General features: G+C 74.0%; 12 protein-coding genes. 4 read left to right on the top strand and 8 right to left on the bottom strand.

Annotated features, from left to right (window positions below):
- Nucleotides 1–101: 101 nt before the first annotated feature.
- The 5 genes from pcaC to WCD58_RS07795 form a co-directional block, all read right to left on the bottom strand.
- Nucleotides 102–497, bottom strand: coding sequence for a 4-carboxymuconolactone decarboxylase (gene pcaC, locus WCD58_RS07815; RefSeq protein WP_337701314.1), 396 nt, complete (start codon nucleotides 495–497; stop codon nucleotides 102–104).
- Complete coding sequence (locus WCD58_RS07810; RefSeq protein ID WP_337701312.1) at nucleotides 494–1,843, bottom strand: lyase family protein; 1,350 nt, start codon at nucleotides 1,841–1,843, stop codon at nucleotides 494–496. Before WCD58_RS07810 ends, pcaC begins: the two co-directional genes overlap by 4 nt.
- Before the next feature lie 7 nt (nucleotides 1,844–1,850).
- Complete coding sequence (locus tag WCD58_RS07805; protein WP_337701310.1) at nucleotides 1,851–2,435, bottom strand: type 1 glutamine amidotransferase domain-containing protein; 585 nt, start codon at nucleotides 2,433–2,435, stop codon at nucleotides 1,851–1,853.
- 77 nt (nucleotides 2,436–2,512) lie between these two features.
- Nucleotides 2,513–2,989, bottom strand: coding sequence for a DUF309 domain-containing protein (locus WCD58_RS07800; RefSeq protein ID WP_337701308.1), 477 nt, complete (start codon nucleotides 2,987–2,989; stop codon nucleotides 2,513–2,515).
- A 10-nt stretch (nucleotides 2,990–2,999) separates the two neighbouring features.
- Nucleotides 3,000–4,088, bottom strand: a complete 1,089-nt coding sequence (locus WCD58_RS07795) for a TerC family protein (RefSeq protein ID WP_337701306.1) — start codon at nucleotides 4,086–4,088, stop codon at nucleotides 3,000–3,002.
- Between the two features lie 405 nt (nucleotides 4,089–4,493).
- On the opposite strand from WCD58_RS07795, the gene WCD58_RS07790 reads away from it, so the two are divergent.
- Nucleotides 4,494–5,612 (top strand): phosphodiester glycosidase family protein, encoded by a 1,119-nt coding sequence (locus tag WCD58_RS07790; protein ID WP_337701304.1) that lies wholly within the window; start codon nucleotides 4,494–4,496, stop codon nucleotides 5,610–5,612.
- A gap of 354 nt (nucleotides 5,613–5,966) precedes the next feature.
- On the opposite strand, the gene WCD58_RS07785 is transcribed toward WCD58_RS07790, so the two are convergent.
- From WCD58_RS07785 to WCD58_RS07775, 3 genes are all read right to left on the bottom strand, one after another.
- Nucleotides 5,967–6,530 (bottom strand): DUF4190 domain-containing protein, encoded by a 564-nt coding sequence (locus tag WCD58_RS07785; RefSeq protein WP_337701301.1) that lies wholly within the window; start codon nucleotides 6,528–6,530, stop codon nucleotides 5,967–5,969.
- 256 nt (nucleotides 6,531–6,786) lie between these two features.
- Nucleotides 6,787–8,787, bottom strand: a complete 2,001-nt coding sequence (locus tag WCD58_RS07780; RefSeq protein ID WP_337701299.1) for an acyl-CoA dehydrogenase family protein — start codon at nucleotides 8,785–8,787, stop codon at nucleotides 6,787–6,789.
- 42 nt (nucleotides 8,788–8,829) lie between these two features.
- Entirely contained in the window at nucleotides 8,830–9,531 is a 702-nt protein-coding gene (locus tag WCD58_RS07775) for a TetR family transcriptional regulator (RefSeq protein WP_337701297.1), read from the bottom strand.
- A 109-nt stretch (nucleotides 9,532–9,640) separates the two neighbouring features.
- On the opposite strand from WCD58_RS07775, the gene WCD58_RS07770 reads away from it, so the two are divergent.
- From WCD58_RS07770 to WCD58_RS07760, 3 genes are read left to right on the top strand one after another with little or no spacing between them, the layout of a single operon-like run.
- Entirely contained in the window at nucleotides 9,641–10,942 is a 1,302-nt protein-coding gene (locus tag WCD58_RS07770; protein ID WP_337701296.1) for an acetyl-CoA C-acetyltransferase, read from the top strand.
- A 3-nt stretch (nucleotides 10,943–10,945) separates the two neighbouring features.
- Nucleotides 10,946–12,319, top strand: coding sequence for a 3-oxoacyl-ACP reductase (locus WCD58_RS07765; RefSeq protein ID WP_337701294.1), 1,374 nt, complete (start codon nucleotides 10,946–10,948; stop codon nucleotides 12,317–12,319).
- Nucleotides 12,319–13,176: a MaoC/PaaZ C-terminal domain-containing protein gene (locus WCD58_RS07760; protein WP_337701292.1), complete on the top strand. Its 858-nt coding sequence runs from the start codon at nucleotides 12,319–12,321 to the stop codon at nucleotides 13,174–13,176. Before WCD58_RS07765 ends, WCD58_RS07760 begins: the two co-directional genes overlap by 1 nt.
- The last annotated feature ends 95 nt before the right edge of the window (nucleotides 13,177–13,271 follow it).

Genomic DNA, 13,271 nt, shown 5'->3' with positions numbered 1-13,271 from the left:
GCCCGTCCGTGCTGCGTCTCACCGCTGCGTCTCGCCGTGAGGACCGTACTGGCCGTCCACCCACGGTAGTGCCGTCCTCCGCGGCCCGGCGCGGCGCGGGGTCAGTCGTCGTCCATCTCGCCCAGCACGCGCTGCGCCACCGCGAACGCCCGGTTGGCTGCGGGGACCCCCGCGTAGACGCCGACCTGGAGCAGGACCTCCTGGATCTCCTCCCGGGTCAGCCCGTTGCGGCGGGCGGCGCGGACGTGCATGGCCAGCTCGCCGTCGTGGTGCAGGGCGGCGAGCACCGAGAGCGTCACGATGCTGCGCTCGCGCCGCTCGAGCCCCGGACGCGTCCAGATGCCGCCCCAGGCGTAGCGGGTGATGAAGTCCTGGTAGTCGGCGGTGACGTCGTCGGTGTTCGCGACGGCCCGGTCGACGTGGTCGTCGCCGAGCACGGCCCGGCGCACCTCCTCGCCGGCGGGGTCCCAGTGCTCGGTGGAGGGATGCGGGCTCACGTTCTCTCCTCACGGTCGATGGGTCGCGCTCCGCTGCGCTCCGTCTCCCGAGATCGCAGGAAGTCGTCGACGAGCGCCGTCGCCTCGCCCACGGCGCCGGCGGGGTCGAGCAGGGCGCCGACGTCGCCGCCGACCGCGTCGGCCAGTACCTCGGCGAACGGGCGGCCCTCGTCCTGGGCGGTGGCCGCGGCGGTGGTGACGAGGTCCTTCGCCGCCGCGTGGCCGAGCCGCGCGCGCAGGCCCGTCGTCGCCTGCTCGGCGAGCAGCAGCCCGCCGGTGACGTCGAGGGACCCCGCGACCCGGTCCGGGTCGACGGCGAGGTGGCCGACGGCGTCGGCGAGCCACGAGGCGCCGGACCCGACGGTGCGCAGCAGCTCGGTGAGCGGGCGCCACTCGGCGTGCCACGGACCGGCGGCGCGCTCGTGCTCGTGCAGCGACGCGCCCGTGAGCACCGACGCCACGAGACCGGGCGCGGCGATCGCGGCGGCGCGGGCGGACACGGCGGCGACCGGGTTGCGCTTGTGCGGCAGCGTCGAGGAGCCGCCGCGGCCCGGGACGTCCTCGCGCACCTCGCCGACCTCGGTCTGCGCCAGCAGCACCAGGTCCGTCGACACCGAGCCGACGGCGGCGCCGGCGCGGCCGAGGAGGCCGGCGAGCTCGGCGATCCGCCCGCGCTCGGTGTGCCACGCCAGCAGGGGCTCGGCGAGGTCGAGGCGGCGCGCCAGCGCGGCGCGGATCGTCTGCCCGTGGCCGTCGAAGGCCGCGAGGGTGCCGACGGCGCCACCGAGCTGGACCGCGGGGCGCCACGCCGCCAGCGCGTCGGCGGCCGCGTCCAGGCCGCTGCACCAGCCCGCGAAGCGCAGGCCGGCGGTGATCGGGGCGGCCTGCTGGAGCAGCGTGCGCCCGGCCGCGGGGCGGTCACGGTGGGCCGCGGCGAGGCCGGCGGCGGCGTCGGCGGCCGCCCGCAGATCGGCGGTGATCGCGGTGACCGCGCGCCGGGCCACCAGCATCGCCGCGGTGTCCACGACGTCCTGGCTGGTGGCGCCGCGGTGCACGCCGCTCGCCGCGTCCCCGTCGAGGCGTCCCCGCAACCGCGCGACCAGCGGGACGACCGGGTTACCGGACGACGCCGACTCCGCGCCGAGCGCGGCGGCGTCGACGGGCTCCCGGCAGGCGTCGGTGATCGCGTCGGCGTCCGCGCGCGCGAGGGTCCCGACGTCCGCGGCGGCCTGGGCCAGCGCGGACTCGACCTCGAGCAGCGCGGCGACCCAGGCGTCGTCGGCGACCGCCGCCCGGGCGTCCCCGCGGGCGAGCACGGGGTCGAACAGGCCGGGGCGGTCGGTCACCGGGGCATCATGCCTGCGCGGTCGCGCCCTCGTCGTGGACCGGGTGCGCGCCCTCGCCGAACTCCTCGACGATCTTGGCGCAGAAGGCGTCGAGGTCGTTCGGGTTCCGGCTGGTCACGAGGCCCTTGTCGACGACGACCTCCTCGTCGACGGCGTGGCCGCCGGCGTTGCGGATGTCGGTGCGCAGGCTCGGGTACGACGTCATCGTGCGCCCGCGCACGAGGTCGGCCTCGACCAGCGTCCACGGGGCGTGGCAGATCGCGCCGACTGGCTTGCCGGCCGCGAAGACCGCCTGCACGAAGGACACGACGTCGCCGCTCTGGCGCAGCTGGTCGGCGTTGATCGTGCCGCCGGGCAGCACGAGCGCGTCGAAGTCGTCGGCGGAGACGTCGGAGATCGCCGCGTCGGGCGTGAACGTGTCGCCCTTGTCGATGTCGGAGTTCATCGCCTGGATCGCGTCGGTCGAGAGCGACACGAGCGTGGAGCGCGCGCCCGCCTCGTCGACCGCCCGGCGGGGCTGCTCGAGCTCCACCTGCTCGACGCCGTTCGTGGCGATGATCGCGACCCGCAGTCCGTCCAGTGCGCCGGCCATGCCGGGTTCCTCCTCGAGGGGTTGACGGTCGTTCCTGTCACCCGCCGGGTTGCCGACGACCGCCCGGCCCGAAACGGTCACCGCCGTCTCAGCACCAGCCCGGGGGCGTCCGGGCCGGACTCCTCACGGGCCGCGGCCCAGCCCGCGAGCGCGGTGAGGTCGACGCCGTGCCGGGCGGCCGCCTCCGGCGCCTCGGCGGCGGTCCCGGCGCCGCGGCGCAGCAGCGACGCCGCGCCCCGGGCGTTGCCGCGCTGCTCGTGGGTCAGGCCGACCGCGAGCTGCGCGAGGCCCTTCCACAGCAGCCGTTCGTCCTCCGGCGCGGCCTTCCACGCCCCCTCGAGCACGTCGTGCGCGTCGAAGGGACGGTCCGCGTCGAGCAGCTCCTGCGCCCGGGCGAACACCTCGTCGGGCGCGAGCTCCTCGTCCTCGTCGTCGTCGCGCGGCACGCCCGTCGCCCCGTAGGGCAACGGGCGCCCGCTGGCGTCGCGGGGTCGCGCGTTGCGGGCGCGGCCCGCGGCGTCCCGGTCACGGTCGGACGGCTGGTCCCGAGCCATGCGCCCGACCCTAGGACGTGGAGCGGGACTCCTGCTCGCTGCCGCCCGACCCGGTGGTGCCGGTGGTGCCCTGGTGGTCGTCCGCGGACTTCTCGCCGGACTCGATCTCCGCCGGCTCCCCGGACGCCTCGGCCTTCGCCTGCCCGTTCCGCGTCGAGCGCAGGCTGGTGACCGTCACGACCGCCAGGGTGACGACGATGACCACCAGCGACAGCCATGTGGGGATCTCGGGGATCGCCGGCGACACGTCCTCGTGCAGGTACAGCAGGATCAGCTTCACGCCGATGAACGCCAGGATGAACGCCAGCCCGTAGGACAGGTGGACCAGGCGGTCGAGCAGCCCGACGAGCAGGAAGTACAGGGCCCGCAGACCGAGCAGCGCGAACGCGTTCGCCGTGAACACGATGTAGGCGTTCTGCGTGATGCCGAAGATCGCGGGGATCGAGTCGAGGGCGAAGACGAGGTCCACCGAGAGGATCACGGCGACGACGATGAACAGCGGGGTGACGCCCCACTTGCCGTTGACGCGGGCGGTGAGCTTGCCGTCGTCCTTGTAGCCCTCGTGGTCGCCGGCGTCCTCGTGCACGGTGACGAACCGGCGGACCAGCTTCACCGCGCGGTTGTCGTGCATGTCCTTCGGCTCCTCGCCGTGGGACCGCACGAGCGTGTAGGCCGTGTAGATCAGGAACGCGCCGAAGATGACGAAGACGAACGCGAACGCGGAGATCACCGCGGCGCCGATCGCGATGAAGATCGCGCGCATCACCAGGGCGCCGATCACGCCCCAGAGCAGCACCTTCTGCTGGTGGCGCTTGGGCACCGCGAACTGGCCCAGGATCACCGCGAAGATGAACAGGTTGTCGACCGAGAGGCTCTTCTCGACCAGGTAGCCGGCGAAGTACTCGGTGCCCGACTGCGTGCCCATCGTGAACAGCAGGATCACGCCGAAGATCACGGCGACGACGATGTAGATGACCGACCAGAGCGTCGCTTCCCGGAAGCTGACCTCGTGCGGCGACCGCGCATGCCAGATGTCGATGGCCACGAGCACGGCGATGCCACCGACCGTGGCCGCCCAGACCCAGAAGGGGACCGTCACGCCTGCTCCTCCACCATTTTGCCGTCGCTTTACTCGAAACTCGCGGTCGGCCAACGCGTACGTCGCCGTCAGGGTTCCCCGGTGTGACGATACCGACGCGCGGGCGGTTTGCTCCGCGATGTCGCTTCCCGCCTCGCCTCACTCGTCCGAGCGATGCGCACGCGGCGCCCGTGTGTCGACCGCGAGACGCCGGTCCTCGACGCCCAGTGTGCCGGTCGGTCGACGGTCCCGTCGGTCGGCTGTCGATCGGGCGGAGGAACAGGCGTGGCGGCGGGCGTGGCGGCGAGACCGTGGCGGGTGGCTGTCGCGCTGGCCGTCGCGGCGGGTCTGACGCTCGGGGCGGGGGCGCCGCCGCCTCCGTCACCACCTTCTCCCCCGTCTCCGCCGTCTCCGCCGCCCGGGCGCGTGCTCGGTGAGGTCCTCGCCCCCCGCGGCGCGCCGGATCTGCCCGGCACCGCCTACCGCGAGTTCACGACGGCGCTGCCCGACCCGCGCGGCGGACCCCTGCGCGGTGATGTCGTCGAGGTCGACCTCGCCTCCGGCGCCGTGCGCGTCGACCTGCTGACCCCGCCGGTCGTGCCCGCCGTCGCGACGGTGCCCGAGCTCGCCGGGCGGGCCGGGGCGATCGCCGCGGTCAACGGCGGGTTCTTCGACGAGGGCGGGACGGGCGCGCCGGTGGGCGCCGAGGTCGTCGACGGGGCGGCCCGCACCTCCGGGGTGCCGGTGGGCAGGCGCCCCTCGCCGCCGGCGCCGCCGGGCGAGGGGTCGGACACGGTCGTGGGGATCGACGCCTCCGGCATCGCGCACCTCGCGCGGGCGCGGTTCCGCGGGACCCTGGAGGTGCGGGGCCGCTCGGTGCCGCTGGCGGGCCTCGACGGCTACGCGGTGCCCGTGGACGGCGTCGGGGTGTTCGACGCGGCGTGGGGCGACGCGCCGCGGGCCCCGGCGACGTGTGGGTCCGACACCGACCCCGACGCCCCGTGCAGCGCGGACACGCTCGAGGTGCGGGTCGCCGCGGGCCGGGTCGTCGGCGTGGGCCCGCCCGGCGCGGGGCGGCTGCCGGCCGGGACCGTGGCGCTCGTCGGGCGCGAGCGCGGGGCCGTGGCGCTGCGGGGGCTCGCGGTCGGGACGGCGGTGACCGTGGGCTACGGGCTCGACGCGGTCGGGGCGCCGCCGCTGCGCACGGCGCTCGGCGCGCTGCCCCTGGCCCGGGGCGGGCGGGTCCTGCCCGGCCTGCAGGACACGGAACGTGCGCCGCGCACGGCGGTCGGCATCGCCGCGGACGGCCGGCGGCTGTGGCTGGTGACGGTCGACGGGCGCCAGGAGGCGAGCATCGGCGTCACGCTGGCCGAGCTCGCCCGCCTGCTCCTCGACCTCGGCGCACCCGTCGTGGCGTCCCTGGACGGCGGCGGCTCGACGACCATGGTGCGCCGCGGGCGTGACGAGGACCTCACGATCGTCAACGACCCCGCCGCCGACCCCCTCCGCGCCGTCACCGACTCCCTCGCCGTCCTCCCCCGCTGACCTGCGAGCGATGCGGCATCGCTGGCGTGTGACGCCAGGATCGCCACAGGCTCGGTATCGCGAGACGCCGTGTCGTTCTCAGCGCAGTCACGCCGCGTGGCGGACAGCCCGGACGAATCCGTCCGCATCCCCGGGAACACGCGGCGCCGTCATGGGGTTCAATGGGGTGTCCGGACCGGGCGCCATGTGCCCCCGGGTCTCATTAATAAGAGCCGCCAGGGAAGATCGTTCGGCTGAAGCCCTGGTGTGCCACGCGCCGCGAGGCGGCTCATCGCCCGGTTCGGACACCTGACGCGGAACGGCCCCCGCACCCATCCGGGTGCGGGGGCCGTCGCGTGTGTGCGGGGCGGCGGCTCAGCCGCCGTCGCCACCCTCGGGCTGGCTGCCCGGGAGCTGCTGGTTGAACTGCTGGCCGCACTGCTCGATCGCCTGCTGCACCGCGGCGGGGTTCGGCTGGTTGGAGGCCTGCGAGAGGCAGTCCTGGAACTGCTGGATCGACTGCCCGCCGCCGAAGTTCAGGAAGGCGATGCCGGCGAAGAACACCAGGATGCTCAGGACGATGTTGAGGATCAGGGTGATGATGCCGAGGACGAGGCCGGTGGTGGCCATGCCCTTGTTGTTCGCCTCGAGACGCTTCGCCCGGCCCCGCCCGACGACGCCGAGGATGATCGCGACGATGCCGAGCAGGCCGCCGACGACCGGCAGCCACCAGCACGTCAGCAGCGCGAGGATGCCGAAGATCAGCGCGGCGACGCCCATGCCGTTGCGCGGCTTCGTCGGGACGGCCGGCTGACCCCACCCCGGCGTCTGGCCGCCCGGCCCGCCGTAGCTCGGCTCGCCGTACGGCTGCTGCCCGTAGCCACCCTGTTGCCCGTAGCCCTGTTGGCCCTGGCCGTAGCCGTCGCCCGGAGTGCTCACATCGACGTCCCTTCGGAGAGGCCCGGCCCGCCGCCGGGTCGGCCATCGTGCCACCGGTACCCGTTTCGCCCGGAGCCCACCGAAGGTGTCGACATCGAGCGGGTGGATTTCCTGACGTTGAGTGTCAGCGTGGCCGCCACGCTGACTCACCCCGTGCGTCGCGAACACGGCGTGTCGCGCGAGCGAGGATGTGGCGATCCTGGCGTCACACGCCAGCGATGCCGCACCGCTGCGTACCGGCGGACCCCGAGGGCCGTCAGGACAGGGAGTCGGCGTGGGCGCGGGCCTCGTCCTGGCGGCGTTGTTCCGCCCCCGTGGCGATCGGGGCCCCGATCCACGACTCCGGGATCCCGAACGCGTCGACCAGCGCGCGGGCGTGGGGGCGCAGTTCCAGGCACAGGCGGTTGACCTCCGCGGTGATCGCCTTCGACCGCGCCGCCGAGATGCGCCCGTGCTCGAGGAACCAGCCCTTGTCCTCCTCGATCAGCGACAGCGCGTAGAGGTCGCACACCTTCGCCAGGAGCGCCTGCGCCGACGGGTCGACGCACGTGTCGATCCCGCGCACGAACGCGTCGAGCACCAGCCCGTCGAGGTGCGCGCGGGCCGCGCGCAGGAGGTGGTCCTGGGCGCTGTTGAAGATCGCGAACTGGCGCTCGGGCGAGATGCCCTTCTCGCGCGCGGGCCGCAGACGCCGCACGAGCCCGTCGAGCGTGTGCTCCTCGCGGTCGTCGAGGAGCTTGACCTGCCACGACCGGTCTCGCACGTCCTCCTCGTCGCGGCCCGGGGCAACGGCGCGCAGGCGCTCGGCGAGCTGGCGCAGCGAGGTGCGCTCGGCGACGGTGTCGAGCACCTGGTCGGCGACGAACCGCACGGTGCCGAGGGTGTCGAGGTGGCCGAAGTCGTCGGCGTACCCCGAGATCAGGCCCTTGGCGACGAGCTGGAGCAGGACGGTGTTGTCGCCCTCGAACGTCGTGAACACGTCGGTGTCCGCGCGCAGGGCGCCCAGCCGGTTCTCCGACAGGTAGCCCTGCCCGCCGCACGCCTCGCGGCACGCCTGGATGGTCGCCGTGGCGTGCCAGGTCGTGAGCGCCTTGGTGCCGGCGGCCCGCGACTCGAGCTCGCGCTGGCGCTTCTCGTCGACGTCACCGCCGGCCTCGCGGGTCGACTGGATGTCGTGGAGCATCTCGACGAGCTCGTTCTGCGCGAACCGCAGTGCGTAGGTGCGCGCGAGCCCCGGGAGCAGTTTGCGCTGGTGGGCGAGGTAGTCGAGGACGACGATCTCCTCGTCGCTCCCGGGCCCGGCGAACTGCCGGCGCGCCTCGCCGTAGCGGATCGCGATCGTCTGGGCCAGCGACGCCGCCCCCACCGCGCTGCCCGAGACGCTGACCCGCCCGCGCACGAGCGCGCCCAGCATCGTGAAGAAGCGGCGGTTCTCGCTCTCGATCGAGCTGGAGTACGTCCCGTCCGGCGCGACCGTGCCGTAGCGGTCGAGCAGGTTCTCGCGGGGGACGCGCACGCCGTGGAACGACAGGCGCCCGTTGTCGACGCCGTTGAGGCCCTCCTTGTGCCCGTCGTCGAGGATCTCGACGCCCGGCAGCACCTCGCCCTCGTCGTTCCGCAACGGCACCAGCACCGCGTGCACCCCGTGCCGCTCGCCACCGCTGTAGAGCTGCACGAACACCGCCGCCATCCGCCCGTCCCGCGCGGCGTTGCCGATGTAGTCCTTGCGCGCCGACTCGGTCGGGGTGTCGATGACGAACTCGCCGGACGACGCGTCGTACGTCGCCGTGGTGTGCACCGACTGCACGTCCGAGCCGTGGCCGGTCTCGGTCATCGCGAAGCAGCCCGGCAGCGACAGGTCCATGACCCCGGGCAGGTAGCGCGCGTGCTGCTCCTCGTTGCCCAGCGCCTGGATCGCGCCGCCGAACAGGCCCCACTGGACGCCGCTCTTCACCTGCAGCGACAGGTCGGCGTACGCCAGCATCTCGAACGACACCACCGACCCGCCGATGTCGCCGCGCCCGCCGACCGCGACGGGGAAGCCGTGCAGGGCGTGCCCCTCGTCGGCCAGGCGAGCGAGCATCTCCCAGATCGCGGCGCGGTAGGTCTCGACGTCGGTGCCGGGGTCGACGTGCAGGTGGGCGAAGTCGTCGCGCGCGCGGACCTCGTCACGCAGCGCGTGCCAGCGGCCGTCGAGGGCGCGCTGGACGGCGGCGACGGTGGCCGGGGTGACATCGGTGGACGGGCGGGTGCTCACGGGAGTCCTCCGGAAGGCGGTACGTGATCACCGAGTGCCCGGTCAGGAGGCCGACGACGCAGCCGTTGGTGTGACGGTGCGCGAAAGACCCGACCAGGCGAGGTCCGCGAGCTGGCCCGCGAGGGCGTCGCGCTCGAGGTCCGGGCGGGCGGCGAGCCACTGGTCGCCGGCGGCACGGACCATGCCGACGAGGGCGTGGCCCCAGGTCTGGGCGGGCGCGGGGTCACGGTTCTGACGGCGCAGCTCGGTGGAGATGATCTCCGCGATGTGGTCGCCGATGACCGTGCAGAGATCGCTGACGGGGTCCTCGCCCTCGGGGCGGTCGAGCTTCGGCGGGCGCATCACGTAGCGGTAGACCTCGGGATCGGCCTCGATGAGCCCGAGGTAGGCGTCGATGCCGGACACCAGCGTCTGGCGGGGGTTCTCGGCGGCGTCGCGCATCGCGCTCTGGAGCTGGCCGACGAGGACGGCCGCCACCCAGTCGCACACCGCGAGGTAGAGGTCGTTCTTGTCGGCGAAGTGCCGGTACACGACGGTCTTGCTGGTGCGCGCCTGCGCCGCGACCTGGCTCATGCCCACCTCGGCGCCGTGGGCGCGGATGGCCACGATCGTGGCCGCGGTGAGCTCCTGGCGCCGGGCCCGGCGATGCTCGTCCCAGCGACTGGACCGCCGGTCGCGCCGCGGGCGGGCGTCGCGCTCGCTGTCACGCCCGCTGTCGGGGTGATGCGTGGAACGACGGCTCACGTTACCGACGGTACCTGATACTTTCGGGTAACTACGGCCGGACGGCGAGCGTCACGCCGCCGTGACCGCCTCGCGCTCCAGACCAGAACCGGACTTCCCGGGAGGAATCGTGCCCTCCGCTCCATCCGCCCCGCGCCGAGCGGCGATCGTCGGCGCCAACCGCATCCCCTTCGCCCGCTCCAACGGCGCCTACGCCCGGGCGTCGAACCAGGACATGCTCACCGCCGCGCTCGACGGGCTCGTCGCGCGGTTCGGGCTGGCCGGCGAGCGTCTCGGCGAGGTCGTGTCCGGCGCGGTGCTCAAGCACAGCCGCGACTTCAACCTCACCCGCGAGGCCGTGCTCGGCAGCCGCCTCTCGGCCGCGACGCCGACCTACGACCTCCAGCAGGCCTGCGGCACCAGCCTGCAGACGACGCTGCAGGTCGCCAACAAGATCGCGCTCGGCCAGATCGAGAGCGGCGTCGCCTCGGGCGTCGACACGACCAGCGACGCGCCGATCGAGGTCAACGACGACCTGCGCCGCGTGCTGCTCGCCGCCAACCGCGCCAAGTCCACCGCGGGCGTCCTCAAGGCGCTCGCCGGCCTGCGCCCCGGCCAGGTCGTCCCCGAGATCCCGGCCAACCGCGAGCCGCGCACCGGCATGGCGATGGGCGAGCACGCCGCCCAGACCGCCGCCGCGTGGGGCATCAGCCGCACCGCGCAGGACGAGGTCACGGTCGCGAGCCACCGCCACCTGGCCGCCGCCTACGACCGCGGCTTCTTCGACGACCTGATGACCCCCTACCTGGGGCTCACCAAGGACAACAACCTGCGCGCCGACTCGACCCTCGAGGGCCTGGCGAAGCTCAAGCCGGTGTTCCGGCCGAAGGGCTACCCGGACACCGAGGCGACGATGACCGCGGCGAACTCCACGCCGCTCACCGACGGCGCCGCCACCGTCCTGCTCGCCAGCGACGAATGGGCCGCCGAGCGCCACCTGCCCGTGCTCGCGCACTTCGTCGACGCCGAGACCGCCGCCGTCGACTACGTGCACGGCGACGAGGGCCTGCTCATGGCCCCGACCTACGCGGTGCCGCGGCTGCTCGAGCGCCAGGGCCTCACGCTGCAGGACTTCGACTTCTACGAGTTCCACGAGGCCTTCGCCTCGACGATCCTCGCCACGTTCGCGGCGTGGGAGGACCCGAAGTTCTGCAAGGAGCGCCTCGGCCTCGACGGCCCGCTGGGCACGTTCGACAAGAGCAAGCTCAACGTCGCGGGGTCGTCGCTGGCCACCGGACACCCCTTCGCGGCCACCGGCGCCCGCATCGTCCCGACCCTGGCGAAGCTGCTGCACGAGAAGGGATCCGGCCGGGGTCTCATCTCCATCTGCGCGGCCGGCGGTCAGGGTGTCGTCGCGATCCTGGAGGCCTGAGAGATGTCCAACGACTGGTACTCCGACTTCGTCAACTCCGGCATCGGCAAGTCCATCGCCGGCAGCGTCGGGCTGCCCCCGGTGCCGCGGCTGCGCCGCTACGAGCCCGGCCAGCCGCTGCTGTCGGGCCCGGCGCTGCTGGGGACGGCCACGGCGAACGGGCGCGTCGCGAAGGTCGTGCGCTCGCTGCTGACCGACCTGGGCGTCGAGGTCCACGAGGACCCGCAGGCCCCCGTCGGCGGCGGCAGCTCGTCGTCCAAGGTGGCCGCCGGGATCGTCGACGCCACCGGGCTGTCGTCGCCCGCCGACCTCGCCGAGATCCAGGCCTTCCTCACCCCGGTGATGCGCCGCGTCGGCCCGTCCGGGCGCGTCCTGGTGATCGGCGACGTGCCCGGCGAGGCCACCGCGCCGTCGGTGCGCGCCGCCCGCCGGTCGCTCGAGGGCCTCGTGCGCTCCGCGGCCAAGGAGGCCCGCTACGGCGCGACGGTCAACCTGATCCACGTCGCCGACGGTGCCGAGAACGACATCGAGTCGACGCTGCGGTTCTTCCTGTCCTCGCGCTCGGCGTTCGTCGACGGGCAGCGTCTCGAGGTCGGCACGGTGCCCGGCTTCGCGGGCTCGAGCCAGGGCGTCGACTGGGACAAGCCGCTCGCCGGGCGCACCGCCGTCGTCACCGGGGCGGCCCGCGGCATCGGCGCGACCGTGGCGAAGACGCTGCGCCGCGACGGCGCGACGGTGATCTGCGTCGACATCCCCGCCGCCGGGGACGCGCTCGCCCGCACGGCCAACGACGTCGGCGGCAGCGCGCTCCAGCTCGACATCACCGCCGACCACGCGCCGGCGACGCTGCTCGACCACGCGCAGCGCCACGGCGGGCTCGACATCGTCGTCCACAACGCCGGCATCACCCGCGACAAGCTGCTGGCCAACCAGGACCGCGACCGGTGGAACTCGGTCATCGACGTCAACCTCAACGCCCAGCTCGCGATCAACGACGCGCTGCTCGCCTCCGAGCACTTCCACCGCGGCGGGCGCATCGTCACCGTGTCGTCGATGGCCGGGATCGCCGGCAACCGCGGCCAGACCGCCTACGGCGCCTCGAAGGCCGGCGTCATCGGGATGGTCGACGCCACCGCCCCGCTGCTCGTGGAGAAGGACGCGACGATCAACGCCGTCGCGCCGGGCTTCATCGAGACCGCGATGACCGCGGCCATGCCCGTCGGCACCCGCGAGGCCGGGCGGCGGCTGTCGTCGATGACCCAGGGCGGGCTGCCGGTCGACGTCGCCGAGACGATCGCCTGGTTCGCCCAGGGCGCCTCGTACGCCGTCAACGGGCAGGTGCTGCGCGTCGACGGCCAGAACTACCTGGGGGCCTGATGGGGACGGAGACCCTCGACTCGTCCCCCACCCTCGGCGTCCTCTACGGGCGCGCGCTGCTCACGGCCCGGTCGGGCGGCACCACGCTGCCCGACCGCCGCCTCGAGCTCGTGGGCGTGCGCATCGACGCCGACGCGGTGGCCGACTACGACCAGGTGTGCGGGTTCTCCGTCGGCGGCGTCGTACCACCGACCTACCCGCACATGCTGGCGTTCCCCCTGCAGATGCGGCTGATGACCGACCGCGAGTTCCCCCTGCCCGCGCCGGGCATGGTGCACCTGCGCAACGTCATCACCCAGGCCCGCCCGCCGGAGGTGGGCGAGCCGCTGCGGGTCGCCGTGCACGCCGAACGGCTCGCCGCGCACCCCAAGGGCGCGCAGGTCGACCTCGTCACCGCGGTGACCGACGAGGACGGCGCGGAGATCTGGGGCTCGCGCAGCACGTACTTCGTGCGCGGGGCGGCGGCGCCCGACGGTGCCGAGAACGCCGCCTCCCGGGAGCCCGAGCCCCAGGTCGGGCGGCTCCCGCACGCGGTCTGGACGATCCCCGGCGACATCGGCCGGCGCTACGCCGCGGTCTCCGGCGACGTGAACCCCATCCACGTCAACGGGCTCGCCGCCAAGGCGTTCGGGATGCCGGGCACCATCGCGCACGGGATGTGGACGAAGGCCCGCGCGCTCGCCGCGCTCGCCGGTCGGCACGGCCCGGCGTTCACGGTCGACGTCGTCTTCAAGGCGCCGGTCCGGGCGCCGTCGACGGCGTGGTTCCACACCGCGCGCGCCGACGGCGGATGGGACGCGAAGCTCGTCAGCCCCAAGGGCCGCGACCACCTGCTCCTGACGCTGCGCGAGTCCTGATGCTCGCGACCCTGGACGAACGAACGGCGCTGTCGTTGCATCGGTAGCAGCGAGAGCCCTATCGGCGTGCTCAGCTGGACGTTCGTTCGTCTCGG

The organism is Actinomycetospora flava (assembly GCF_037400335.1).
In the GTDB taxonomy this organism is placed as follows: domain Bacteria; phylum Actinomycetota; class Actinomycetes; order Mycobacteriales; family Pseudonocardiaceae; genus Actinomycetospora; species Actinomycetospora flava.
This window is presented reverse-complemented; position numbering and strand designations above follow the sequence as displayed.

Bases quoted from the DNA above. Each gene is read 5' to 3' on its own strand.
- WCD58_RS07800 (WP_337701308.1), bottom strand. From the start codon at position 2,989: ATGGCTCGGGACCAGCCGTCCGACCGTGACCGGGACGCCGCGGGCCGC.
- WCD58_RS07765 (WP_337701294.1), top strand. From the start codon at position 10,946: ATGTCCAACGACTGGTACTCCGACTTCGTCAACTCCGGCATCGGCAAG.
- WCD58_RS07760 (WP_337701292.1), top strand. From the start codon at position 12,319: ATGGGGACGGAGACCCTCGACTCGTCCCCCACCCTCGGCGTCCTCTAC.
- WCD58_RS07805 (WP_337701310.1), bottom strand. From the start codon at position 2,435: ATGGCCGGCGCACTGGACGGACTGCGGGTCGCGATCATCGCCACGAAC.